24 protein-coding genes and 2 tRNA genes are annotated in these 23,423 nt (G+C 71.9%); 14 read left to right on the forward strand and 12 right to left on the reverse strand.

What is annotated here, in order from left to right; all coding sequences use genetic code 11:
• Positions 1-2 precede the first annotated feature (2 nt).
• Genes yidD through rpmH form a run of 3 tightly spaced genes read right to left on the reverse strand, consistent with a single transcriptional unit; the run spans position 3 to position 877 of the window.
• Positions 3-290 carry a membrane protein insertion efficiency factor YidD gene (gene yidD, locus V6V16_RS09575; RefSeq protein ID WP_334561497.1) on the reverse strand — a complete coding sequence of 96 codons (288 nt, stop codon included), beginning with the start codon at positions 288-290 and terminating at the stop codon, positions 3-5.
• Positions 287-703: a ribonuclease P protein component gene (rnpA, locus tag V6V16_RS09580; RefSeq protein ID WP_334561498.1), complete on the reverse strand. Its 417-nt coding sequence runs from the start codon at positions 701-703 to the stop codon at positions 287-289. Before rnpA ends, yidD begins: the two co-directional genes overlap by 4 nt.
• A 36-nt stretch (positions 704-739) precedes the next feature.
• Complete coding sequence (rpmH, locus tag V6V16_RS09585; protein WP_089002791.1) at positions 740-877, reverse strand: 50S ribosomal protein L34; 138 nt, start codon at positions 875-877, stop codon at positions 740-742.
• 635 nt (positions 878-1,512) lie between these two features.
• Here rpmH and dnaA point away from each other — a divergent pair.
• The 5 genes from dnaA to V6V16_RS09610 all read left to right on the forward strand — a co-directional run bounded on the left by dnaA (position 1,513) and on the right by V6V16_RS09610 (position 8,021).
• The gene (dnaA, locus tag V6V16_RS09590; protein WP_334561499.1) at positions 1,513-3,339 is read left to right on the forward strand and encodes a chromosomal replication initiator protein DnaA; all 1,827 of its coding nucleotides are present in this window, start codon (positions 1,513-1,515) and stop codon (positions 3,337-3,339) included.
• 841 nt (positions 3,340-4,180) lie between these two features.
• Positions 4,181-5,314 (forward strand): DNA polymerase III subunit beta, encoded by a 1,134-nt coding sequence (gene dnaN / locus V6V16_RS09595; protein WP_334561500.1) that lies wholly within the window; start codon positions 4,181-4,183, stop codon positions 5,312-5,314.
• A gap of 41 nt (positions 5,315-5,355) precedes the next feature.
• Entirely contained in the window at positions 5,356-6,228 is an 873-nt protein-coding gene (gene gnd, locus V6V16_RS09600; protein WP_334561502.1) for a phosphogluconate dehydrogenase (NAD(+)-dependent, decarboxylating), read from the forward strand.
• 16 nt (positions 6,229-6,244) lie between these two features.
• Positions 6,245-7,378: a DNA replication/repair protein RecF gene (recF, locus tag V6V16_RS09605; RefSeq protein WP_334561503.1), complete on the forward strand. Its 1,134-nt coding sequence runs from the start codon at positions 6,245-6,247 to the stop codon at positions 7,376-7,378.
• On the forward strand, positions 7,368-8,021 hold the full coding sequence (locus V6V16_RS09610) for a DUF721 domain-containing protein (RefSeq protein ID WP_334561504.1): 654 nt from the start codon (positions 7,368-7,370) through the stop codon (positions 8,019-8,021). Before recF ends, V6V16_RS09610 begins: the two co-directional genes overlap by 11 nt.
• Positions 8,022-8,024: 3 nt before the next feature.
• On the opposite strand, the gene V6V16_RS09615 is transcribed toward V6V16_RS09610, so the two are convergent.
• Complete coding sequence (locus tag V6V16_RS09615) at positions 8,025-8,162, reverse strand: hypothetical protein (RefSeq protein WP_334561505.1); 138 nt, start codon at positions 8,160-8,162, stop codon at positions 8,025-8,027.
• 27 nt (positions 8,163-8,189) lie between these two features.
• Entirely contained in the window at positions 8,190-8,744 is a 555-nt protein-coding gene (locus V6V16_RS09620) for a hypothetical protein (protein ID WP_334561506.1), read from the reverse strand.
• Positions 8,745-9,249: 505 nt separating this feature from the next.
• Between V6V16_RS09620 and gyrB the strand changes: the two genes are divergently transcribed.
• The 6 genes from gyrB (at position 9,250) to V6V16_RS09650 (ending at position 15,336) form a co-directional block, all read left to right on the forward strand.
• Complete coding sequence (gene gyrB, locus V6V16_RS09625; RefSeq protein WP_334561507.1) at positions 9,250-11,196, forward strand: DNA topoisomerase (ATP-hydrolyzing) subunit B; 1,947 nt, start codon at positions 9,250-9,252, stop codon at positions 11,194-11,196.
• 130 nt (positions 11,197-11,326) lie between these two features.
• On the forward strand, positions 11,327-13,846 hold the full coding sequence (gene gyrA, locus V6V16_RS09630; RefSeq protein ID WP_334561508.1) for a DNA gyrase subunit A: 2,520 nt from the start codon (positions 11,327-11,329) through the stop codon (positions 13,844-13,846).
• Between the two features lie 4 nt (positions 13,847-13,850).
• Positions 13,851-14,759, forward strand: coding sequence for a DUF3566 domain-containing protein (locus V6V16_RS09635; protein WP_334561509.1), 909 nt, complete (start codon positions 13,851-13,853; stop codon positions 14,757-14,759).
• A 220-nt stretch (positions 14,760-14,979) separates the two neighbouring features.
• Positions 14,980-15,053: transfer RNA gene (locus V6V16_RS09640), tRNA-Ile, on the forward strand.
• Between the two features lie 45 nt (positions 15,054-15,098).
• Positions 15,099-15,227, forward strand: a complete 129-nt coding sequence (locus V6V16_RS09645) for a DLW-39 family protein (RefSeq protein WP_334561510.1) — start codon at positions 15,099-15,101, stop codon at positions 15,225-15,227.
• A gap of 33 nt (positions 15,228-15,260) precedes the next feature.
• Positions 15,261-15,336, forward strand: a tRNA-Ala gene (locus tag V6V16_RS09650).
• A gap of 55 nt (positions 15,337-15,391) precedes the next feature.
• On the opposite strand, the gene V6V16_RS09655 is transcribed toward V6V16_RS09650, so the two are convergent.
• From V6V16_RS09655 to V6V16_RS09675, 5 genes are all read right to left on the reverse strand, one after another.
• Positions 15,392-15,874 (reverse strand): tyrosine-type recombinase/integrase, encoded by a 483-nt coding sequence (locus V6V16_RS09655; protein ID WP_334561511.1) that lies wholly within the window; start codon positions 15,872-15,874, stop codon positions 15,392-15,394.
• On the reverse strand, positions 15,798-16,388 hold the full coding sequence (locus V6V16_RS09660) for a GNAT family N-acetyltransferase (RefSeq protein WP_334561512.1): 591 nt from the start codon (positions 16,386-16,388) through the stop codon (positions 15,798-15,800). The genes V6V16_RS09655 and V6V16_RS09660 overlap by 77 nt, the downstream gene beginning before the upstream one ends.
• A gap of 399 nt (positions 16,389-16,787) precedes the next feature.
• Positions 16,788-17,894: an oxidoreductase gene (locus V6V16_RS09665; RefSeq protein ID WP_334561513.1), complete on the reverse strand. Its 1,107-nt coding sequence runs from the start codon at positions 17,892-17,894 to the stop codon at positions 16,788-16,790.
• A 57-nt stretch (positions 17,895-17,951) separates the two neighbouring features.
• On the reverse strand, positions 17,952-18,332 hold the full coding sequence (locus V6V16_RS09670) for a MerR family transcriptional regulator (protein ID WP_334561514.1): 381 nt from the start codon (positions 18,330-18,332) through the stop codon (positions 17,952-17,954).
• A 107-nt stretch (positions 18,333-18,439) separates the two neighbouring features.
• Entirely contained in the window at positions 18,440-18,997 is a 558-nt protein-coding gene (locus V6V16_RS09675; RefSeq protein WP_334561515.1) for an NUDIX domain-containing protein, read from the reverse strand.
• A gap of 243 nt (positions 18,998-19,240) precedes the next feature.
• On the opposite strand from V6V16_RS09675, the gene V6V16_RS09680 reads away from it, so the two are divergent.
• A complete protein-coding gene (locus V6V16_RS09680) occupies positions 19,241-20,053 on the forward strand; it encodes a GNAT family N-acetyltransferase (protein WP_334561516.1) in 813 nt (270 codons plus the stop codon).
• Between the two features lie 88 nt (positions 20,054-20,141).
• On the opposite strand, the gene V6V16_RS09685 is transcribed toward V6V16_RS09680, so the two are convergent.
• On the reverse strand, positions 20,142-20,897 hold the full coding sequence (locus tag V6V16_RS09685) for an HAD family hydrolase (RefSeq protein ID WP_442934058.1): 756 nt from the start codon (positions 20,895-20,897) through the stop codon (positions 20,142-20,144).
• Between the two features lie 101 nt (positions 20,898-20,998).
• On the opposite strand from V6V16_RS09685, the gene V6V16_RS09690 reads away from it, so the two are divergent.
• Both V6V16_RS09690 and V6V16_RS09695 read left to right on the forward strand, forming a co-directional pair.
• A complete protein-coding gene (locus V6V16_RS09690; RefSeq protein WP_334561518.1) occupies positions 20,999-21,985 on the forward strand; it encodes an L-threonylcarbamoyladenylate synthase in 987 nt (328 codons plus the stop codon).
• Positions 21,986-22,104: 119 nt separating this feature from the next.
• On the forward strand, positions 22,105-22,524 hold the full coding sequence (locus V6V16_RS09695) for a CBS domain-containing protein (RefSeq protein WP_334561519.1): 420 nt from the start codon (positions 22,105-22,107) through the stop codon (positions 22,522-22,524).
• Between the two features lie 55 nt (positions 22,525-22,579).
• Here V6V16_RS09695 and V6V16_RS09700 read toward each other — a convergent pair whose 3' ends face one another.
• Entirely contained in the window at positions 22,580-23,407 is an 828-nt protein-coding gene (locus V6V16_RS09700; RefSeq protein WP_334561520.1) for an MBL fold metallo-hydrolase, read from the reverse strand.
• Between the last annotated feature and the right edge of the window lie 16 nt (positions 23,408-23,423).

Consider the following 23,423-nt stretch of genomic DNA (forward strand, 5'->3'; position numbering starts at 1 on the left):
TCTCAGGCTCCAGTCACATCGGCACGGCGGCGGGCGCCCGGCTCCGGCACCGGGTCGTGTCCACCTGGGTGGAAAGGGTGGCAGCGCAACAGCCGCCGGGCCGTCAGGCCAGCTCCCCGGATCGCGCCGTGCCGGGCCACCGCCTCCAGGGCGTAGGCGCTGCACGACGGGTAGAACCGACAGCGGGCCGGCAGAGCCGGACTTATCCACCGACGGTACGCGACGATCGGCCCGCTCAGCACCCGGGCACCGGTCGTCGACGGCCGCGGCGCGGCCGGTCCCGGGGTCACCGGGCCCGCCGTCCCCGGGGCACCCTCGCGGCGGCGATCGCCGCGTCCAGGTCGGTGCCGAGCCGGGGGTAGGACGCGTCGGCCGCGGCCGGCAAGGCCCGTACGACCAGGGTGCTTCCCGTGGGCAGACCGGCCAGCCGCTCGCGGACCAGATGCCGCAGGCGGCGCCGGACCCGGTTGCGGACCACGGCGTTGCCGACGGCCTTGGACACGACGAAGCCGGCGCGGGCCGGCGCGGAGGGTTGCTCCGCGCCGTTGCTCCGCGCCGGCTCCGGCGAGGTTGCTGTCGCGACGTCGAGGACCGTCGGCAGGCTCAGGTGGACGACGACCGCGCCACGGCCGGCGCGTCGACCACCCCGTACCGCTGCGGCGAAGTCAGTGCTGCGCCGCAGTCGCTGTGCGGCCGCCAGCACGACTGCCCACGTCCCCCGGACCTGCCCCGGTCGGCCTCAGGCCGACAGGCGGGCGCGGCCCTTGGACCGACGGGTCGAAAGGATGGCGCGGCCGGCCCGGGTGCGCATGCGCAGCCGGAAGCCGTGGGTCTTCGCGCGCCGGCGGTTGTTCGGCTGGTAGGTGCGCTTGCTCACGTCAGGCTCTCCGTTTTCGTACGCCCCGGGCGAGGGGTCGCCGGGGTCGTGTGGCGGTCCAGGCCACCTCGGCGGTGGCCCCCGATCGGTGCTGCCCGGCGATGCGGGACCTCGGCGATGCGGGGAGGCAACCGCGGACAGCAAGCACCCATCACCCTAGCAGAGGGCGAGAGAGCAGCCATTCCACCCTACGCAGGGCGGCAATCACCGTCAAACACCTCCAGCCGGGGGCGGAGACCGGCCCGGCCGACGACCGAAGCGGCGGTTTTCGCTGATGTCGCCAAGGGTCGCCGCGCGTCAGCGGTTGATGGCGCGCCGACAACGCTGTTACCGTGCCCGATTGCGGTCAGCGTCGAAAGGTCCGGTCGACGCCGGCGGGCAAGACCGGACAAGGCAGTGAATCGTTCGGCACGGTGAAACCCGCTTCAGAGCCCGTTCAGGCAGGGGCAGGTCCGACCCGCGTCCGGCGGGCGGCCACAATCGGTACGTACACAGGCTGTGGATAACTTGTGGACGAGGACCGGTCGGCCGTCCGGGTGGGTGTCGTTCCACCCGCGCGTACGCGGCGGGCCCGGGGCGACCGACCGGAGAAGACGGCGGCGTCGGCGGAGCAGAGGCGAGGGGGTGGCACGACGGTGGCCGGTACGACCGACCTTGCCGCGGTGTGGACGGCGACGACCGACGAACTCGCCGACGAGATCATCTCCGCGCAGCAGCGGGCGTACCTGCGGCTGACCCGGCTGCGGGCCATCGTCGAGGACACCGCGCTGCTCTCCGTCCCGGACGCCTTCACCCGGGACGTGATCGAGTCCCGGCTGCGCCCGGCGATCACCGACGCGCTCACCCGCCGGCTCGGCCGCCCGATCCAGGTGGCGGTCACCGTGCGGGTGCCCGAGGACGGCTCGGGCCGCCCGGCGGGCACCGTCTACCGCAGCCTGCCCGAGGCCGGGCCGGCCGACCGCGACGCCGGGCCGCTCGACTTCCCCGACGCGCCGGTGGGCTTCGACGGGCCGGTCGGGCACCGGGAGGGCCTCGCCCAGGATTCCGGGCAGCCGCCCGCCCAGCGCCGGCACGACCCGTCGCCCCCGGCGCACGACGACGGGCACCGGGAGGATCCGGTCGACCGGGGCGCGCAGGAGGCGCTGTTCAGCACGGCCTTCGCCGAGCCGCCGCGGCCCGACCGGTCGGCACCGGCCCGGCGCGCCCCCGACCGACGGGGCTTCGACGAGCAGGCCGCCCGGCTGGACCCGCCGGCCGCCGACGCCCGCGGCTACGAGCAGCGCTACCGCGAGGACGCCGCCTCCCCACGGGACCAGCACGTGATCCGGTCGCTTCCGCGCGACACCGGCACCGACAGCGGGCCGGGTCGGGGTGGCGGAGATCACCGGCCCGGTGGCCGCGACGACCGCCGGCCGCCCGGTGCCGACGCGGGCGGCAACCGGCTCAACCCGAAGTACATGTTCGAGACGTTCGTCATCGGCTCGTCCAACCGGTTCGCCCACGCGGCGAGCGTCGCGGTCGCCGAGTCGCCCGCCAAGGCGTACAACCCGCTGTTCATCTACGGCAGCTCGGGGCTGGGCAAGACGCACCTGCTGCACGCCATCGGGCACTACGCCACCACGCTGGGCAATGCGCGCTCGGTCCGGTACGTCTCGACCGAGGAGTTCACCAACGACTTCATCAACTCGCTCCGGGACGACAAGACCAGCGCGTTCCAGCGGCGCTACCGCGACGTCGACATCCTGCTGATCGACGACATCCAGTTCCTGGAGAACCGCGAGCGCACCCAGGAGGAGTTCTTCCACACCTTCAACACCCTGCACAACGCCAACAAGCAGATCGTGATCACCTCGGACCGGTCGCCGAAGCAGCTGGCGACGCTGGAGGACCGGCTGCGCACCCGCTTCGAGTGGGGGCTGCTCGCCGACATCCAGCCGCCGGACCTGGAGACCCGGATCGCGATCCTGCAGAAGAAGGCGGCGCAGGAGCGCCTCTACGCCCCGCCGGACGTGCTGGAGTTCATCGCCTCGCGGGTGTCGAACTCGATCCGGGAGCTGGAGGGCGCCCTGATCCGGGTGACGGCGTTCGCCAGCCTGACCCGCTCCACCGTCGAGCTGTCGCTCGCGGAGGAGGTGCTGCGGGACTTCATCCCGGACGGCGCGGGCCCGGAGATCACCGCCGACCAGATCATGGTCTCCACCGCCGACTACTTCGGGGTCAGCCTGGAGGACCTGCGCGGCCACTCCCGCTCCCGGGTGCTGGTGAACGCCCGCCAGGTGGCCATGTACCTGTGTCGGGAGCTGACGGACCTCTCGCTGCCCCGGATCGGGCAGGCGTTCGGCGGGCGGGACCACACCACCGTGATGCACGCCGACCGCAAGATCCGCCAGCAGATGGCCGAGCGCCGGTCGCTCTACAACCAGATCGCCGAGCTGACCAACCGGATCAAGCAGAACACCTGAGCGGCGACCTCAGGTCGCAGCGCGGCGTCAGGCGCGCCGAATCGGAGCCGTCGTCGCGTACGCCCTCCGCCCGGGAGCACGCGGGAGCAGACGGAAACGCCCGGCCGGGACCCACCGGCCGGGCGTTTTCGCCTTTCCGCGGCCGCCTCGGCTTGACCCTCGACATGGTGTAGGCCACAGCATCGGGGCCGTGTCCGTCCACCGCCCGGATCGTTGTCCACAGCTCGTTGTCCACCGCCTGTGGACAACTACCCACCGTCCACCGCCCGGTTACCCACAGGCTGTGGAAAAGTCCTGGGGACGAGCTGTGGACGGCTGGGGACAACGGCGTGGTTGTCCACCGTTTCGGACCTGCCTGTGGGGAACCTGTTGAAGGTTCTGGGGATGACGTCGTCCGCGCGGCTCGCGGTTGTCCACAGGACTGGGGAGAAAGTCGGTGGACAACCGGTGGACAACCGGTGGATAACCGTGGACAACCTGGGGACGCCGGCCGCCTGTGGACGGAGAGCGTAGTTATACCCGGGGTTCTCCACAGCTAAACCACCGGTGGATAACGTGCCTGAGCTGCGAAGACGTGGGTTCTCCACAGTTTGCACAGGTGCGATGAAGATGACGAGTTATCTCTTCTAAGAGAACAAAAACCAATCATCACCGTTGAGCTTCCTGTGGATCGGGCCCGGCGCTGCCGTCGGCAGTCGCCCGGGCACCTGGATCCACGGGGTCGGGCGCGCAGCCGATGCCCACGCGCCCTAAGGTGCGATGGGTACCCGCACGGACAGGCGGGTCGGTAGGCAGCGGTCGGCATGAGAGAGTTGTCGCTGACGTCGACGCGGAGGCATTGATGAAGTTCCGAGTGGAGCGCGACGCGCTCGCCGAGGCCGTGGCCTGGACCGCGAAGAGCCTGCCCAGCCGGCCGTCCGTACCGGTGCTCGCCGGCGTGATGCTGCGCGTCACCGACGGGAACCTCCAGGTCTCCGGCTTCGACTACGAGGTCTCCAGCCAGGTCACCGTCGAGGTGCAGGGGGACGCCGACGGCGCCGCCCTGGTCTCCGGTCGGCTGCTGGCCGAGATCACCAAGGCGCTGCCGGCCAAGCCGGTGGACATCGCGGCCGTCGGCGCCCACCTCGAACTGGTCTGCGGCAGCGCCCGGTTCACCCTGCCCACCATGCCGGTCGAGGACTACCCGTCCCTGCCGGAGATGCCGGAGAGCACCGGCACCGTCGACGCCGCCGCCTTCGCCGCGGCGGTGGCCCAGGTCGCCATCGCCGCCGGGCGCGACGAGACGCTGCCGATGATGACCGGCGTACGCGTCGAGCTGTCGGGCGGCACCCTGGCCATGCTCGCCACCGACCGCTACCGGCTGGCCCTGCGTGAGATGCAGTGGAACCCGGACGACCCCGAGGTGAGCCTCAACGCCCTCGTGCCGGCCCGCACCCTGCACGACACCGCCAAGGCCCTCGGTCCCATCGGCGGCCAGGTCACCATGGCGCTCTCCCAGGGCGCGGCCGGCGAGGGCATGATCGGCTTCGCCGGCGGCACCCGGCGTACCACCAGCCGACTGCTCGACGGGGCGAACTACCCGCCGGTGCGCTCGCTCTTCCCGGCCGCCCACAACGCCGAGGCGCGGGTGCCCGTCAGCACCCTGATCGAGGTCGTCAAGCGGGTCGCCCTGGTGGCCGAGCGGACCACCCCGGTGCTGCTGAGCTTCAGCGCCGACGGCCTGGTGGTCGAGGCCGGCGGCACCGAGGAGGCGCGCGCCAGCGAGGCGATGGAGGCCACCTTCACCGGTGACCCCCTGACCATCGGCTTCAACCCGCAGTACCTGATCGACGGCCTCGCCAACATGGGGGCCCAGTTCGCCGTGCTCTCGTTCGTCGACGCCTTCAAGCCCGCGGTGATCTCGCCCGCAGGCGAGGATGGCGAGGTCATCCCCGGGTACCGGTACCTCATCATGCCGATCCGCGTCTCCCGCTGATCGCACCCCGCGAAGACCCCGACGCACGGAGGTAGGAACACATGCAGCTCGGCCTGGTAGGGCTCGGCCGGATGGGCGGCAACATGCGCGAGCGGTTGCGCGCCGCCGGGCACGAGGTGGTCGGCTTCGACCACAACGCGGAGCTGAGCGACGTCGCGACCCTGGCGGAGCTGGCGGAGAAGCTGGAGTCGCCGCGGGCGATCTGGGTGATGGTCCCCGCCGGCGTCACCGACGCGACCATCGACGAGCTCGCCGGCGTCCTCGGCGAGGGCGACATCATCATCGACGGCGGCAACTCGCGGTTCAGCGACGACGCGCCGCGCGCGGAGCGGCTCAACGAGCGCGGCATCGGCTACCTGGACGTCGGCGTCTCCGGCGGCGTCTGGGGCCGGCAGAACGGCTATGCGCTGATGGTCGGCGGGGCCCAGGAGCACGTCGACCGGCTCATGCCGATCTTCGAGTCGCTGAAGCCGGAGGGCGAGTTCGGCTTCGTGCACGCCGGGCCGGTCGGCGCGGGGCACTACGCCAAGATGGTGCACAACGGCATCGAGTACGGCCTGATGCACGCCTACGCCGAGGGCTACGAGCTGATGGCGAAGTCCGAACTGGTCACCAACGTGCCGGGGGTGTTCAAGTCCTGGCGCGAGGGCACCGTGGTCCGCTCCTGGCTGCTCGACCTGCTGGACCGGGCCCTCGACGAGGACCCGGAGCTGGCGGAGCTGAGCGGCTACACGGAGGACACGGGCGAGGGCCGCTGGACGGTCGACGAGGCGGTCCGGCTGGCCGTGCCGCTGAACGTGATCACCGCCTCGCTCTTCGCCCGCTTCGCCTCCCGCCAGGACGACTCGCCGGCCATGAAGGCCGTCGCCGCGCTGCGTCAGCAGTTCGGCGGCCACGCCGTCCGCAAGCGCTGACCGGCATCCACAGCCTGTGTACGTCCGCCGGCTCGAACTGGTCGACTTCCGCTCGTACGAGCGGATCGGCGTGGACCTGGAGCCGGGGGCGAACGTCCTGACCGGCGCCAACGGCGTCGGCAAGACGAACCTGGTCGAGGCGCTGGGCTACGTGGCGACCCTGGACTCGCACCGGGTCGCCACGGACGCCCCCCTCGTCCGGATGGGCGCCTCCTCGGCGGTGATCCGCTGCGCGGTGGCGCACGAGGGGCGCGAGCTGCTGGTCGAGCTGGAGATCGTGCCGGGCAAGGCCAACCGGGCCCGGCTGGGGCGGTCCCCGGCCCGCCGGGCGCGCGACGTGCTCGGCGCGCTGCGGCTCGTGCTCTTCGCCCCGGAGGACCTGGAACTCGTCCGGGGCGACCCGGCCGAGCGACGCCGCTACCTCGACGACCTGTTGGTCAGCCGCCAGCCCCGCTACGCCGGGGTGCGGGCCGACTACGAGCGGGTGGTCAAGCAGCGCAACGCCCTGCTGCGCACCGCGTACCTGGCCCGCAAGACGGGTGGGTCGCGGGGCGGTGACCTGTCGACCCTGGCGGTCTGGGACACCCACCTGGCCCGGCACGGCGCGGAGCTGCTCGCCGGCCGGCTGGAGCTGGTCGCCGCGCTGGGTCCGCACGTGACGAAGGCGTACGACGCGGTGGCGGCGGGCCGCGGGGCGGCCGGGATCGCGTACCGGGCGTCGGTGGAGCTGTCCGAGCCCACCACCGACCGGGCGACGCTGGTGGCGGCGCTGACCGCCGCGCTCGCCGAGTCCCGCTCCGCCGAGGTCGAGCGGGGCACCACGCTGGTCGGCCCGCACCGCGACGAGCTGGCGCTGACCCTGGGCCCGCTGCCCGCCAAGGGGTACGCGAGCCACGGCGAGTCCTGGTCGTACGCCCTGGCCCTGCGGCTGGCCGGCTACGACCTGCTCCGGTCCGACGGCATCGAGCCGGTCCTGGTGCTCGACGACGTCTTCGCGGAGCTGGACGCCGGGCGGCGGGAGCGGCTCGCGGAGCTGGTCGGCGGCGCGAGCCAGTTGCTGGTGACGTGCGCGGTCGACGAGGACGTGCCGGTGTCCCTGCGCGGTGCCCGGTACGCCGTCGGCGAGGGGACGGTACGACGTGTCGGATGACCACCTTCCACCGGCCCGCCTGGGTCCGGGGCGCGGCGGACCGGCGGGCGGAGACCCCGCCGGCAAGGCGCGCGGCGGCGACGGGGGCGGCGGCAAGGCCGGCGACCCAGCGGCGGGCGGCGGCGCGGCGGGCTCGAACGGGCCGGAGCTGGCCCGGGCGGTGCTGGACGCGGCGCGGGCCCGCCGGGAGGCGGCGGCACGCACGCGTCGGCGTGGCCCCGGCGGGGGTGGCGACGGCGGCGGGCAGGAGCGGCGGCTGCGCGGCTACTCGGGCCCCGGGCCCGACCCGCGTGACCCGCAGCCGCTCGGGGCGGTGCTGAACCGGCTCGTCAAGGCGCGCGGCTGGCAGCAGCCGGCGGCCGAGGCGACGGTCTTCGGCGCCTGGGAGCGGGTGGTCGGCGCGGAGGTGGCCCAGCACAGCCGGCCGGTGAAGCTGGAGGACGGCGAGCTGACCGTGGAGGCCCGCTCGACCGCGTGGGCCACCCAGCTGCGGCTGCTGGCCGGCTCGCTGCTGAAGCAGATCGCCAGCGAGGTGGGCCACAACGTGGTGCGCAAGCTGCACATCCACGGCCCCGCCGCGCCGTCCTGGTCGAAGGGCCCCCGCCGGGTCCGGGGTCGTGGCCCCCGCGACACGTACGGCTGACCGTCAGCTTTCCCCGCGCCGGGCCTCCCGCTCGGCGCGCCTGCGTTCCCGCTGCTCGCGGCTCCACTGCTTGCGCCGCTCCAGGTCCTGCTTCCAGGCCTCCCGGGCGTGCTGCGAGCCGCCCTGCACCGCGCCCTGCACCTCCGGCGGTCCCGCCGCCGCAGGCGGTCAGGCGTCGGCGTAGACGGCGAAGCCCCGGTCGGCGCAGCGCCGGTAGAAGGCGGCCAGGACCGCCAGCTCGGCGCAGGTGAAGTTCCACTGCGGCGGCTCGCCGTTCTCGTCGCGCAGCGCGTCCAGCCGGCTGTCGAGCCAGCGCAGCTGCTGTTCGGCCAGGCGTCCGTCGGCGAGCAGCGACCGCAGCACCTCGCTTACCGAGTCGAAGGTCACCGCCTCGCCGTGCGGGCGGTGACCCGCCACGAACCGCTCGATGCCGCCGGCGATCCAGCCGCAGCCGTCGGGGTCGATCACCGGGTCCTCGTCCTCGGCCGCCGCGTCCGTGGCGTAGAGCACACCCTCCAGGCCGAGCAGCAGGTCCACCAGTTCGGTGTACGCGGTCGCCCGCACGGTGCCGGTCTTGGCGATCAGCTCGGCGAGCGCCGCGGTGGGCGCGGAGATGCGCGGCATGTCGACGATGTCGCCGAAGTCGACGAACTCGGCCGGCGCGACCGGGTCGTAGAAGCGGCCGGTCCGCGGCCACTGCACCGCGACGTTGTCCAGCCCCATCTGGCGTCACCTCTTCGAGAGCGCGGGTAGTTCGATCGGCTCGATCGTCCGGTTCCGGCCGGAAAAGATCAAGGCCGGGCGGACGGCGTGGCGGAGGCGGTTCGTTCCGTCGTCCGCCCGGCACCGATCGTCGGGCGGCGCCGCCCCCGATCGCCCCCTGGCGTGTAGGGGGAGTCGCGGGCGGCGAGGTTCGGCCGGCTACGTCGGTCTCAGCCGCCCCGCAGGGGTGCCGAGTGGTGGTTCTGTCGCTGGCGCACAGTAAGATTGACGCAGAGACGAAGACCCGGTGCGGAGCGACGAGACCCGGGCCCGGAGCGGGGCCCGCCATCATCGTCCACGTCGGGTCGAGCCGATCGCGATCCGCGGGCAACCGCGGCGACCGGCGCGTTCGACCCGTACCCGGAATTGTCCCCGGTGCCGGTCCGCGCGTCGACGTCGCGTCCTGTCCGCCGAACCCGCGCCCGGCGCGCCACCAGGCGCGCGGGGCGCGAGAAAGTGGCCGAGGGTGGCAGCGCAGGACAAGCAGGAGTACGGCGCCGGGTCGATCACCGTTCTCGAGGGGCTGGAGGCGGTCCGCAAGCGCCCCGGTATGTACATCGGGTCGACCGGTGAGCGCGGTCTGCACCACCTGGTGTGGGAGGTCGTCGACAACGCGGTGGACGAGGCGCTGGCGGGCCACTGCGACACCATCGACGTGGTGCTGCTCGCCGACGGCGGGGTCCGGGTCACCGACAACGGCCGGGGCTTCCCGGTCGACCTGCACCCCAAGCTGAAGAAGCCGGGTGTCGAGGTCGCGCTGACCGTGCTGCACGCCGGCGGCAAGTTCGACGGCAAGGCGTACGCGGTCTCCGGCGGCCTGCACGGCGTCGGCGTCTCCGTGGTGAACGCCCTCTCCACGAAGATGGCGGTGGAGATCCACAAGTCCGGCTCCGTCTGGCGGCAGCAGTACCACAACTCCAAGCCGACGCCGCTGGAGAAGGGCGAGCCGACCGACCGGACCGGCTCGGCGGTCGCCTTCTGGCCCGACCCGGACGTCTTCGAGACCGTCGACTTCGACTTCCAGACCATCTACCGGCGCCTCCAGGAGATGGCCTTCCTCAACCGGGGCCTCACCATCCACCTGCTCGACGAGCGGGTCCCGGAGGGCGAGGAGGGCAAGCCGCGCGAGGTCACCTTCTGCTACAAGGGCGGCATCGCCGACTTCGTCCGGCACCTCAACGCCTCGAAGAACCCGATCCACAAGACGGTGGTCGAGTTCGGTTCCGAGGAGGAGGGCATGTCGGTCGAGATCGCCATGCAGTGGAACGAGTCGTACGGCGAGTCGGTCTACACGTTCGCCAACACGATCAACACCCACGAGGGCGGCACCCACGAGGAGGGCTTCCGGTCCGCGCTGACCAGCGTCGTCAACCGGTACGGCACCGACAAGAAGCTGCTCAAGGGCGACGAGAAGCTCTCCGGCGAGGACATCCGCGAGGGTCTCGCCGCGATCATCTCGGTCAAGCTCGCCGACCCCCAGTTCGAGGGGCAGACCAAGACCAAGCTGGGCAACACCCCGGTGAAGAGCTTCGTGCAGCGCGTCTGCAACGAGTGGCTGGTCGACTGGTTCGACCGCAACCCGGCCGAGGTGAAGATCATCATTCAGAAGGCGTCCCAGGCCGCCCGGGCCCGGATCGCCGCCCAGCAGGCGCGCAAGCTGGCCCGACGCAAGTCGCTGCTGGAGTCCGGCTCGATGCCGGGCAAGCTGGCCGACTGCCAGTCCACCGACCCGCGCGAGTCCGAGGTCTTCATCGTCGAGGGCGACTCGGCCGGCGGCTCGGCCAAGCAGGGGCGCGACCCGCGGACCCAGGCGATCCTGCCGATCCGGGGCAAGATCCTCAACGTGGAGAAGGCCCGCATCGACCGGGTGCTGAAGAACAACGAGGTCCAGGCGCTGATCACCGCGCTGGGCACCGGCATCCACGACGACTTCGACATGGAGAAGCTGCGCTACCACAAGGTGGTGTTGATGGCCGACGCAGACGTCGACGGCCAGCACATCCAGACGCTGCTGCTCACGCTGCTCTTCCGCTTCATGCGCCCACTGGTCGAGATGGGGCACGTCTACCTGGCCGCCCCGCCGCTTTACAAGATCAAGTGGAACAAGCGGGGCGATGACGCGCAGTACGCGTACTCGGACCGCGAGCGGGACGGCCTGATCGCACTGCGTCAGCAGAAGAAGCCCAACGCGAAGCCGGACGACATCCAGCGGTTCAAGGGTCTCGGCGAGATGAACTACCCCGAACTGTGGGAGACCACGATGAACCCGGCCACGCGTACGCTGCGTCAGGTCACGCTCGACGACGCGGCGACCGCCGACGAGTTGTTCAGCGTGCTGATGGGTGAGGACGTCGAGGCGCGCCGCTCCTTCATCCAGCGCAACGCCAAGGACGTCCGGTTCCTGGACATCTGACGGGCGTCGGCGGGCCGGCCGGTCGTCCACCGGTCGGCCCGCCGATCCACAGGGTTATCCACAGCATGGCCGGTTTCCACAGCCGTTATCCACAGCACGAAAACGACTCTGAGTCTGATAAGGGTTAACAGTGACCGATATCCCCGAGTCCACACCGAGCGAGCCCGAGCTTCCCGAGACCGTCGCCGCCGTCGTCGCGCACGACCGCATCGAACCGGTGGGGCTCGAGGTGGAGATGCAGCGCTCCTACCTCGACTACGCGATGAGCGTCATCGTCGGGCGGGCGCTGCCGGACGTCCGGGACGGGCTCAAGCCGGTCCACCGCAAGATCCTCTACGCCATGTTCGACTCCGGCTACCGGCCGGACCGGGGCTACGTGAAGTGCTCCCGGGTGGTCGGCGACGTGATGGGCCAGTTCCACCCGCACGGCGACTCGGCGATCTACGACGCGCTGGTCCGGATGGCCCAGACCTGGTCGCTGCGCTACCCGCTGGTCGACGGCAACGGCAACTTCGGCTCGCCCGGCAACGACCCGGCCGCCGCGATGCGCTACACCGAGTGCAAGCTCGACCCGCTGGCCATGGAGATGCTGCGGGACATCGACGAGGACACCGTCGACCTCCAGGACAACTACGACGGCCGGGCCAAGGAGCCCACCATCCTGCCGTCGCGGATCCCGAACCTGCTGGTCAACGGCTCCGAGGGCATCGCCGTCGGCATGGCCACCAAGATCCCGCCGCACAACCTGCGCGAGATCGGCGCGGCGGTGCAGTGGTGCCTGGAGCACCCGGACGAGGACGAGGCCACCACCCTCGACGCGCTGCTGGGGATCGTCAAGGGGCCGGACTTCCCCACCCACGGCCTGATCGTGGGCACCCAGGCGATCCAGGACGCCTACCGCACGGGGCGCGGTTCCATCCGGATGCGCGCCGTGGTGGAGGTCGAGGAAGACAAGCGGGGGCGCCCCTGCCTGGTCGTCAGCGAGCTGCCCTACCAGGTGAACCCGGACAACCTGGCCGAGCGGATCGCCGAGCTGATCAAGGAGGGCAAGCTCGCCGGCATCGCCGACATCCGGGACGAGTCCTCCGGGCGTACCGGCATGCGGATCGTGCTCGTGCTCAAGCGCGACGCGGTCGCCAAGGTGGTGCTGAACAACCTCTACAAGCACACCCAGCTCCAGGAGACCTTCGGCGCCAACATGCTGGCGCTGGTCGACGGGGTGCCGCGCACGCTCAACCTGGCCCAGTTCATCCGCTACTACGTCGAGCACCAGATCGAGGTGATCCGCCGGCGGACGGCGTTCCGGCTGCGCAAGGCGGAGGAGCGGGCGCACATCCTGCGCGGTCTCTCCAAGGCGCTGGACGCCCTCGACGAGGTGATCGCCCTGATCCGGCGCTCACCGACGGTGGACGACGCCCGCCAGGGCCTGATCCGGCTGCTGGACATCGACGAGATCCAGGCGACCGCGATCCTGGACATGCAGCTGCGCCGCCTCGCCGCCCTGGAGCGGCAGCGGATCCTTGACGACCTGGCCAAGCTGGAGCTGGAGATCGCCGACCTCAAGGACATCCTCGCCAAGCCCGAGCGGCAGCGCAGGATCGTCTCCGAGGAGCTGGGTGAGATCGTCGCCAAGTGGGGCGACGAGCGGCGCACCAAGATCGTCCCGTTCGAGGGCGAGGTCTCCATGGAGGACCTCATCGCCCGCGAGGACGTGGTCGTCACCATCACCCGCACGGGCTACGCCAAGCGGACCAAGGTCGACCTCTACCGCTCCCAGCGGCGCGGCGGCAAGGGCGTCAGCGGGGCCACCCTCCGGCAGGACGACATCGTCAGCCACTTCTTCGTATGCTCGACCCACGACTGGATGCTCTTCTTCACCAACAAGGGGCGCGTCTACCGGGCGAAGGCGTACGAGCTTCCCGAGGCCAGTAGGGTGGCCAAGGGCCAGCACGTGGCGAACCTGCTCGCGTTCCAGCCCGACGAGCAGATCGCGCAGATCATCGAGATTCCGAACTACCAGGTGGCCCCCTACCTGGTACTTGCCACGAAGAACGGCCTGGTGAAGAAGACTCGGCTTGAGGAGTTCGACTCCCCCCGGTCCGGCGGAATCATCGCGATCAACCTGCGCGACGAGGACGAGCTGGTCGGGGCGGCGCTCGTCGCTCCCGAGGAGGATCTGCTGCTGGTCTCCAAGAACGCGCAGGCGATCCGCTTCAACGCCAGCGACGAGGCACTGCGTCCGATGGGCCGGGCCACCTCGGGAGTGATCGGCATGCGCTTCAGCGAGGAAGACGTGCTGCTGGCGATGGAGGTCGTCCGCGCGGGGCTGGACGTCCTGGTGGCCACGAACGGGGGATACGCGAAACGCACCCCGATCGAGGAATACCCCGTGCAGGGCCGGGGAGGTAAGGGCGTGCTGACCGCGAAGATCACTGAGCGGCGCGGTGGTCTGGTCGGCGCGGTGGTGATCGACCCGGACGACGAGCTGTTCGCGATCACCAGCAACGGTGGTGTCATCCGGACTCCGGTGAAGCCTGTACGCCGTACACGTGACCGGAACACAATGGGGGTCAAGCTGATGGACCTCCCGGATGGCGTGACTATCGTGGCGATTGCTCGCAATGCCGACGAGCCTGACGAACAGGACTAGTTGAATGACGGAGACACAGGCGAAGTCGGGGAACACGGGGACCTCGGCCACCCCGGTCGACGAGGAGGCCGCGAAGAGCGGCACACCAGCGACCGGCCGCGCGGCCGTGGGCCGGGCGACCGTCCCCGCCGACGCGCCTGCCCCGAAATTCACCCGGGCTCCCGGAATGACACCGCCCCCGGACAAGCCCTCCGAGGACGCGGACGGGTCGGACAAGACCGAGGCGGTGGGGGCCGAGAAGCCGGCCCCCGCCACCACGGCCGCCGCCAGGCCGACGACGACGCAGCCGCTGAAGGCCGGTGCCGGCCAGCTGGGCGGCGTCACCGCCACCCAGCCCCGGATCACGGGCAACACCGGCACCCAGCCCCGCGTCACCGGCACCGCGAAGCCGCAGTCGGACGGGGCCCGGCCGACCGGCGCGGGCCGCCCGGCCAACGGGGGCGGCCTGCCGCCGGGTGTCAGCGGCGCGGCAGCCGTCGGTGCCGCGCGCGTGGGTGACGCGGTGCGCGCCGCGCGTACCTCGGTCAGCTCGGCCGCCTCGCGCGGACCGCGCCGGGCCCGGCTGAACCTCAAGCGGATCGATCCCTGGTCCGTGATGAAGTTCGCGTTCGCCGTCTCGGTGGTGCTCTTCATCGTCGTGGTGGTCGCCACCTCGGTGCTCTACCTGGCCCTCGACGCGATGGGCGTGTTCACCAGCGTCAACGACAGCCTGACCGACCTGGTCAGCGCGGGCGGGGGTCAGAGCACCAGCGGCTTCCAGATCACCGCCAAGGGCGTGATCCTCAGCTCGGCGCTGATCGGCCTGGTCAACGTCGTGCTCTTCACGGCGCTCGCCACGCTCGGGGCGTTCGTCTACAACGTCTGCGCCGACCTGGTCGGCGGCATCGAGCTGACGCTCGCCGAGCGCGACTGAACCACCCGGGAGCCGGGGCACCGCCGAACGCGCGGAGCCCCGGCTCTCCCGTCTCCGGGCGGGTCGCCGGGCGGTGTGGGGCGCCGAGCGGCCGCGGAATTGCCTGGGCCGTGCGAAGGGCCTCCGGTAGGTTCAGGGGGACGGCAAGGGCCGCACGGCGCGGGCCGCCCCCGATTTGGGGCCGGACGGACCGATGGGTTAACCTTGCTCGTCGCTACGCGGGGCTATAGCTCAGTCGGTTAGAGCGCAGAGCTGATAACTCTGAGGTCGCTGGTTCGATTCCAGCTAGCCCCACCGCACACCGTCCGACGGCAAGTCGAGCGCGAGGGGTAGGCCCCAATGTTGAAGAAGCTCCTGATTCTGGCCGGCATCGTCGGTGTGGCGGCCGTGGTGGCCAAGAAGGTCAAGGCTTCCAACGACGAGCGCGCGCTGTGGCACGAGGCGACCACCGCTCCCGACCTTCGCTGACAGCGCGGATCACCGGCGGCACCGTCCGTCCCGGGGGCCCTAGCTCAACTGGCAGAGCACTGCCTTTGCAAGGCAGGGGTTAGGGGTTCGAGTCCCCTGGGCTCCACCAGCACTTTCCCTGGTTGATCTCGGTCCCGAGTACAGCCATTCGTACAGCCAAGCGGTCACGCCGTTCCCTCCTCGCCAAGGATCCGGTCGATGGCCGAGGCAGCCTGGCGAGCCCGTGCCGGCAGGACGTGCCCGTAGGTGTCGGCCGTCATCCGGATCGTGGAGTGCCCGAGCAGCTCCATCACCGTGCGCAGCTCCTCGCCCTGGTCGAGGAGGAACGTGGCGAACGCGTGCCGCAGGTCGTGCGGGTGCAACCACTCCAGCCCAGCGGTCGCGCGGAGCTGCTCGCCCTGGCTCTGGCCCTGGCCCGCTCCACGACGTGTGGGTCGGCGGCAGACGGGATGGCAGGCGAGGCAGTCGGCGCAGGCCGGGACAAAGGAGCCGCTCCTGGCAGATCCAACCAGGAGGTCGAGCCAAACGGGACGCCGGTCGGCACCAGCGGGTCCGGGCCCGTCCTGTCCATCACCGGGAGCCGGATGAGCGGCGACCTGCTGCTGCCGCCCGGATACGCCATTCCGCAGCCAGGATGGCGAAGACAAGTTGGTCGGCCCACTCTCCGCGGTGCAGGTAACTCTCCACGTGATGCGCCTCCTGGCGCATGCCGAGGCGGGTCATCAGGCGGGCGGACGCACCATTTCTGCTATGACATCGGGCGTAAATTCGGTGTAGATCGAACTCGCTGAAGCCCCAGTCCATCACAGCCGTAGCGGCTTCCGTGGCCAGCCCACGACCCCCATGGTCGGGGTGAAAGACGTACCCGAGTTCGGCCGCTCGGTTCAGCTCACTACGCCAGACCAACTCCACGATCCCGACAACCCCGGCATCTGTCGCCGCAGCCAAGGTCAGGCAGTCGCCCTCCGCACGCAGCACATCCTCGCCCGACATGGCGAGCACCGACGCCCGTGACTGCTCGCGGGTGCGCGGCTCGGCCCCGTACATCCAGCGGACGACGTCGGACCGACACTGCCACGCATGTACGTCGTCGAGGTCGTCCAACGTGATGGAGCGCAAGGTGAGGCGCGCTGTCCGAATTGGAAGGGCCGGGCGGAACATCAATCGATCTTAGGGTAGTCAGGAATCGGAGATCACCGGCACGCACGAGGGGCGCCGGGACGACGGTGATGGCTTCACCACGCCAGAACCGCAGACCGGCTCGACCTGCTCGTGCAACTCGATCGGCGTGGCTACCACGATGGTCGCTACGCGGAGTCGCGAGGCTCGTCGGTCGTCCCCGAAGCTAGCGTCACCGCGTCACTTCCGCACGAGCCCGGCCGTCAATATGTCGTCACCCCTTCGGGTAGGGCGCCGGCTCGTAGCCGTCGAGCCTCGGGTCGCGGCGTGGCTTCCTTCCGCCGATTGCACGGATGCCTACTGCGGAAAGCAGGTAGCTCAGGGTCTGGCCCGTCCACCCGACTTGCGAGCCGCTGCCCTGCGCAACCCGACACCGGTGACTCAGTGGTATGTGTCCTCGTGGGACTTGCGGTAATCGATGATGGCGTCGAGCTGTCCCGCGGCGGCGTGGGTGACCCAGGCAGGGTTGCCCAGCAGGATGCGGCCGAGCGCGACGAGGTCGAACTCGCCGGCCGCCACCCGCTCAACCAAGCCGGAGACTGACTCGGTACCGCCGGGCCGCAGGAAATCGCGAGTTAGGCCGACCGAGCCCACCGTGATCGTCGGCAGGCCGGTGAGCCGCTTGGCCCAGCCGGCGAGGGTCAGACCCGAGCCGGGGAACGCCGGCTGCCAGAACCGCCGCTGGGACGCGTGCAGCGCGCTCGCGCCGGCCTCGGCGAACGCGGTCAGGATTGCGTCCAGCTCAGCGGGAGTCTCCGCGATTCGGGCGTCAAACCGCCGCTCTTTGAACTGCGAGAACCGCACGATCACCGGCCGGTCCGCAGGGAACTGCGCGCGGACGGCGCGCACGACTGCGGCCGGAAATGCCGCCCGCCGCGCCGGCGAGCCGCCGAACGCGTCCGTGCGCCGGTTGGTGAACGGCCATAGGAATTCGTCCAGCAGGTAGCCGTGCGCGGCGTGGATCTCGACCGCGTCGAATCCGGCCCTGGCCGCCACCCTTGCCGCCTCGGCGTACGACTCCAGCAGCTCGTCGATGTCGGCCCCTGTCATCGCGTGGCTTGCCGGCCGACCCGACTCACGAACACCTGACGGAGTCCACGCCTCCACCCCGTCGACCGGCTCCCGCAGGCTGCCCAGGTGCCACAGCTGCGCGGCGATGCGGCCGCCCACCGCGTGCACCTCATCGACCACACGCCGCCAGCTTGCCTCGGCGTCCCCTGCGGTCATCCGCGGCACCGCGTCCTCGTGGCCTGCGGTGAGATGGCCGACCCAGACCCCCTCGGTGATGATGAGCCCGATGCCATGCTCCGCCCTGCGGCGGTAGTACCCGGCTACCTCGGGCGCCGGCACCCCGCCCGGCGAGCGGAACCGGGTCATCGGTGCCATGACGAATCGGGAGGCCAGCGGCAGACCGGCGAACGTGACTGGCTCCAGCAGCGCTGCTACCGGCAGGTTGACGTCCGGGCGCGAGGTAGGGATCGCTGTCATGGCCGCACGATAGAAGTTGACACCGGTGTCAGGGGCAAGCCAGCAGTGACGCCGGTCTCACGCCACAGCGCGTGCCGCAGATCCGCCGGTCGGCCCGTCGACCGTCACGTCCTCAATGATGCAGTCCAGCGCCAAGACCGTACGGGCGAGCTGGGCCATCTCCGCGACGGCGCGCTCGCGCTCCTCGCGGAGCCGGTCGGTCAGCCACGACGTGCGAATGTCCGGTCTCGTCATGCAGGGCAGCAGCTCATACATGCGCCTACTGCTCAGACCCGCGTCGAACAATCGCTGAATCAGCAGGACCCGCTCGACCGCCGCTTCTGGGAAGATCCGCTGGCCGCTCGCCGTACGCATCGACACGAGCAGACCCTGCTGTTCGTAGTAGCGGATCGACCGGGCGCTCACCCCGGTCCGGGCCGCAAGCTCGCCAATCCGCATCGTGCCCCTCCCGCCCGACCCCCGTGGCTTGACACCAAGGCACGAATCTATGTCGTCGCGACCGTCGAGCGAAAGTCTCGGCGCACCAGGGCGCTGCTCCACCCCATTCATGGGCAGCGGCACCCGACAAGCCAGCTGGCAGGGCGCCTGTTCTCTGCCAACCCGCCGCCTGACGAATCCGTCCCAGCACATGCCCGACAGCCGACCTTGGCTTCTCGGTCGTCCCGGTTGCGGTCGGTGACCTCTGAGTGCCGGCGGGCGCAGGTGAACTCGGGCAGGGAGCGAACCATTGCCGCCAAGACGCCGTGCGGGAGGGGAAGGCCGCCCAGCTCGCTGACCCCGACCCATGCGATGTCGTCATGCTCGTCAGGCGCACGGTTGATCGGAGAGCCGACCCACTCTCCGATCTGCCAGACGCCCACGTGAACGGCGTCCTCACCACTGCCGGCATGCAGCACGCCCAACCGCGAAGCGGACTCCGCCACGATGTGAACACCGAGTTCCTCGTGCATCTCACGCGCGAGGGCTTGTAGTTCCGACTCACCCGCTTCGACTTCTCCGCCGGGCAGATCCCAGACATCTGGGTACGCCCGTTTGGTCGGCCTGCGGTGTGCTAGCAGGACCGCGCCGTTCTCGACGAGTGCGCCTGTGACGACGACATGCATGACGGGAGTAGAGCACAGGCATAGGACAAGCTCGTTCCAGCCGAAGGGGACGCCCTGACGTACGAATCGGCATCGCGCCACCCGGCGCCAGCGCGGGCCGCCGCCGGAGCGTGGCGCCGAGAACGCGGCGGGGCAGACCCGGCCCCGAGCACGCGGCGGCGCCCCGATGTGCCGGGCAGACGGACCCGCCCCCGAGCCGGCTTTTCGATGGAGTCCGACCGGAGGAGCCACTAGGCTCGCCCGATGCCTCTGCGGCCGCACCCGGAAGACCGCGCCGACTCGCTGCTCCTCGCCGACGACGGCACGGCGCTGGCCCGGTTGCGCGTCCGTGACGAGGCGGGAGAGCGGGTCGCGGCCGCGGTCGCGCCGCTGCCGGGGGCGGCGCGCGAGCGGCTCGCCGAGCAGGCGCGCCGTGACCTCGCCGGCTTCCGGCTGGAAACCGCCGACGACGGCCTGGTGGACGCCCTGGTGGCCGGCGGTCTCCGGCTGCACCGGGCGGCGACCGACATGCGTCACGATCTGGGCCAGGTGCCGGCGCCAGTGGCGTTGCCCGCCGGGTGGTCCCTGGGGAGTCCGGGCTGGGACGAGGATCTGGCGGTAGCCCTGGCGGCGGCGTACGGGCCGGAGCATCCGGACGGGCCGTGGCGGGCCGGCCACAGCGAGCAGGTCCGGGCGATGTTCGACGGTGGCGAGCCCGTACCGCCGCTCCTGTCGGCCTGCGCGCGCCTGATGGATCCCGACGGGCACAGCGCCGGCCACGTCCTGTGCGCCGGGCCCGTGCCCTGGACCGCCGACGTCTGCGCCTGGATCCTCAACCTCGCCGTCGCGCCGCGCGCCCAGGGCCGCGGCTTCGGTCGGGCATTGCTCACCCACGCGATGCGCGGAGCGTACGAGGCGGGGCTGCCGGCCGTCGGCCTGTCGGTGGTCGACGGGAACCCGGCCCGCCGGATCTACGACGGCGCGGGTTTCCGTCCGCTCGTCCGGGTGCTCTCGGTGCTCCTGCCCGCACCCTCGGATCCGCCGGTTCCCGCTCCGCCGGGGCAGCCCTCCTGGTGAGGGCGGCGGGACCGCCGCCCCACCCGTGGCCGGGCTCCGTCCGCCGGGAGGGCGGGCAGCGCCGGGGCGGCCGGCGGCGGGTCTCCCGTCACCCGCCGGCCGAGCGGCGCAGCAGCGCGAGGAGCCCGTGCCCGTCCTCGATCCGGGCGTCCGGCTCGACGCCGGGAAGCGCCGCTTCCCGATCGGTGCGGGGCGACCGCATCAGGATCGCGGCGCCGGTGCCGGCCCGGCGGGCGCAGACGACGTCGCGGTGCACGCTGTCGCCGACGAACCAGCAGTCCTCGATCGGTACCGCGATCGCCCGGGCCGCCAGGTGCGCCAACCGCGGGTTCGGCTTCCGGGGCCCGGCCTCGTCGCTGTAGAACTCGGCCGAGAACAGCCCGGACAGCCCGGCCGAGGCGAGGAAGTCCCGGTGGGCGGCACCGCAGAGGGTGTTGCTGACCACCGCCATCGGGAGGCCGGCCGTGGCGGCGTGGTGCAGCGCCTCGCGGACGCCGGGACGCACGGCCCACTGCTCCCGCCACGTCCAGGCGTACGCCAGCGCGGTCGCCTCCCGCTCGACGGCGTCGCGGGCCTCCTGGGGCCAGGACCGGGTCACGAAGTCGGCCCACACCTGGCCGTGCGGCAACTCGACGGGGTCGTCCGCGCTGCCCACGTCGTCGCGCCACCGGGCGTACGCCCGGTGGCCCTCGCCCAGGTCGCGTGCGATCCGCTCGCCCGGCACCGCTGCGCCGACCAGCTCCGACAGGCGCCGCACCAGCGCGGGGGCGGCCGGTGGCTGAGGCGGCGCGTCGGCCAGGACGCCGCCGAAGTCCAGCAGGAGAGCGCGAGGGGTACGAAGCATGCCGCCCATCCTCGCTCATCGGTGCGGTCCGCCGGCGTGCCGCGACCGGTGGGTGGGCGGTCGCCCGCGGGGCGCCGCCGCCGGCAGGTTAGCGTCGGATCGTGACCACCGGAAACCCGCGCCTGCTCCCGGCCGACAGCGGCATCGCCGAGGCCGCCTCCGTCCTGCGTACCGGCGGGCTGGTGGCGTTCCCCACCGAGACCGTCTACGGGCTCGGCGCGAACGCGCTGGACGCGCGGGCCGCGGCCCGGATCTTCGAGGCGAAGGCGCGGCCCAGCTTCGATCCGCTGATCACGCATCTCGCCGACGGCGCCGAGCTGGAGAAGCTGGTGGGGACGGTGCCGGCGGCGGTGGCCGCGCTGGCCGAGCGCTTCTGGCCCGGGCCGCTCACGCTGATCGTGGACCGCCCGGCGGCGATCCCGCCGATCGTCACCTCGGGGCTGGCGACGATGGCGGTCCGGGTGCCGGACAACGAGCACGCGCGGGCGCTGATCGCCGAGGCCGGCGTGCCGGTGGCCGCGCCGAGCGCGAACCGGTTCGGCCAGCTCAGCCCGACGCGGGCCGAGCACGTCGTGTGGGGCCTGGGCGCGGCCGTGGACGTGGTGCTCGACGGCGGCCCGACCCGGTGCGGAATCGAGTCGACCATCGTGGACGCCCGGGGCGAGCGGCCCGTCGTGCTGCGCCTCGGCGCCCTGCCGGTCGAGGCGTTGGAGGAGGCCGCCGGCCCGGTGACCGTACGCCCGGGCAGCTCCGGGCAGCCCGTCGCGCCCGGCACCCTGACGGCGCACTACGCCCCGCGTACGCCCTTGCGGTTGGCGCCGGGCGGCGCGCCGCCGGCGGCCGACGGGGTCCGGCGCGGCTACCTGGCCTTCCGGGCCCGGCCGGTGGGCGACTGGGCGGCGGTGGAGGTGCTCTCCGCCGCCGGTGAGCTGACCGAGGCCGCCGCGCGGCTGTTCGACGCGCTGCACGGGCTGGACGCCGCCGGCGTCGACGAGATCCTGGTCGAGCCGGTCCCCGAGGCCGGCGTCGGCCGCGCGATCAACGACCGGCTGCGCCGCGCCGCCGCGACCTGGCACCCGGCGGGCTGACGGGCGGGGCGGCCCGGGCCCGGGCGGTGGCTTCGGCGACCGTGGCGCGTCCGGCGCATGGGCCGGACCGCCGGGGGTAGGAGACAGTCAACAACCCCCGGAAGTGAGGTGTCATGCCAATGCCTACCGCACGCGAGATCATGACGAGCGACGTGACCTGTATCCGCGAGCAGGACGACCTCAGGACGGCCGCGAAGCAGATGGCCCAGTTGGGCGTCGGGTCGCTGCCGATCTGTGGGGACGACAACCGGCTCAAGGGGATGCTCACCGACCGCGACATCGTGGTGAAGGTCCTCGCCGAGGGGCGCGACCCGGCCCGGGTCACCGCCGGCGAGCTGGCCCAGGGCGAGGCGGTGACCATCGGCGCGGACGACGACGCGGCCGAGATCCTGCGGACCATGAGCCAGCACAAGGTGCGCCGGCTGCCGGTCATCGACGGGCACGAGCTCGTCGGCATCGTGGCCGTCGCCGACGTGGCCCGTTCCCTGCCCGAGCGCCCGGTGGGCGACCTCATCGAGGCGATCTCCGAGCGCGCCTGACCGAGCGTCACGACCAACTGCCGCCTCCGGTCCGCTCCGGGGGCGGCAGTGCCGCTCAGGCCGACGACGCCGGCGGGGACGACAGGCCGGACGGGGTGAGCGGGGCGGTCTCGCCGCGGGCGATGGTGCGGACGCTCCCGGCGAAGCCGCGCCGGCGCGCCTCCGCCACGAAGTGGCCCAGCGGCGAGCGGAACACCGGGTAGTCGTCGTAGTGGATCGGCACGGTGAGCTTCGGACGGACCAGTTCGGCCAGGTCAGCACCCTGCCGCGCGTCCATGGTGAGCAGGATCCCGGCGATCCGCGTGCCGCCGAGGTGGATCAGCATCGCGTCGATGTCCGGGTACCGCTCGGGGATGTGGGCCAGCATCGGCCGGTTCAGGGTGTCGCCGGTCACGTAGAGGCGGAACTGGCGGGCCCCGTCACGTTCCAGGTCGATCATCGTGCCCATGACGTCGGGCAGCAGCCGGTCCAGTGCGCCCGGCCCGTGCTTTCCCGGCATCGAGGTCAGCCGCAGCGTCTCGCCGTCCCGGCGCAGCTCGCGGGAGTTCCAGGTGGGCAGCCCCTCGGCGGCCCGGAAGCCCCAGCGGCGCAGCTTGCGCTCGGCGGCGGGGGTGGTGACGATCGGCAGTTCCCGGTCGAGTTCCCGGCGGGCTACGCGGTCGAAGTGGTCGCCGTGCAGGTGGGACAGGACCACCGCGTCCAGCGACGGCAGCTGGGCGATCCGCAGCGCCGGGTCGGTACGGCGGCGCGACCAGAGCCCCTTGCCCAGGTACGCGCGCTGACCCCGGTGCAGGAAGTTCGGATCGGTCAGCAGGGTGAACCCGCCGATCCGCAGCACCGTGGTGGCAGTGCCGATGAACGTGACCTCCGGCTGCGTCGTCACCCTGACCACCCCCACC

It is taken from the genome of Micromonospora sp. CPCC 205561, from assembly GCF_036906775.1.
Taxonomy (GTDB): domain Bacteria; phylum Actinomycetota; class Actinomycetes; order Mycobacteriales; family Micromonosporaceae; genus Micromonospora.

Excerpts from the sequence above, each read along its gene's own strand:
- dnaN (WP_334561500.1), top strand. The coding sequence starts at position 4,181 with ATGAAGTTCCGAGTGGAGCGCGACGCGCTCGCCGAGGCCGTGGCCTGG.
- gnd (WP_334561502.1), top strand. The coding sequence starts at position 5,356 with ATGCAGCTCGGCCTGGTAGGGCTCGGCCGGATGGGCGGCAACATGCGC.
- V6V16_RS09620 (WP_334561506.1), bottom strand. The coding sequence starts at position 8,744 with ATGGGGCTGGACAACGTCGCGGTGCAGTGGCCGCGGACCGGCCGCTTC.
- V6V16_RS09635 (WP_334561509.1), top strand. The coding sequence starts at position 13,851 with ATGACGGAGACACAGGCGAAGTCGGGGAACACGGGGACCTCGGCCACC.
- V6V16_RS09645 (WP_334561510.1), top strand. The coding sequence starts at position 15,099 with ATGTTGAAGAAGCTCCTGATTCTGGCCGGCATCGTCGGTGTGGCGGCC.
- V6V16_RS09660 (WP_334561512.1), bottom strand. The coding sequence starts at position 16,388 with ATGTTCCGCCCGGCCCTTCCAATTCGGACAGCGCGCCTCACCTTGCGC.
- V6V16_RS09665 (WP_334561513.1), bottom strand. The coding sequence starts at position 17,894 with ATGACAGCGATCCCTACCTCGCGCCCGGACGTCAACCTGCCGGTAGCA.
- V6V16_RS09670 (WP_334561514.1), bottom strand. The coding sequence starts at position 18,332 with ATGCGGATTGGCGAGCTTGCGGCCCGGACCGGGGTGAGCGCCCGGTCG.
- V6V16_RS09675 (WP_334561515.1), bottom strand. The coding sequence starts at position 18,997 with ATGCATGTCGTCGTCACAGGCGCACTCGTCGAGAACGGCGCGGTCCTG.
- V6V16_RS09680 (WP_334561516.1), top strand. The coding sequence starts at position 19,241 with ATGCCTCTGCGGCCGCACCCGGAAGACCGCGCCGACTCGCTGCTCCTC.
- V6V16_RS09685 (WP_442934058.1), bottom strand. The coding sequence starts at position 20,897 with ATGCTTCGTACCCCTCGCGCTCTCCTGCTGGACTTCGGCGGCGTCCTG.
- V6V16_RS09695 (WP_334561519.1), top strand. The coding sequence starts at position 22,105 with ATGCCTACCGCACGCGAGATCATGACGAGCGACGTGACCTGTATCCGC.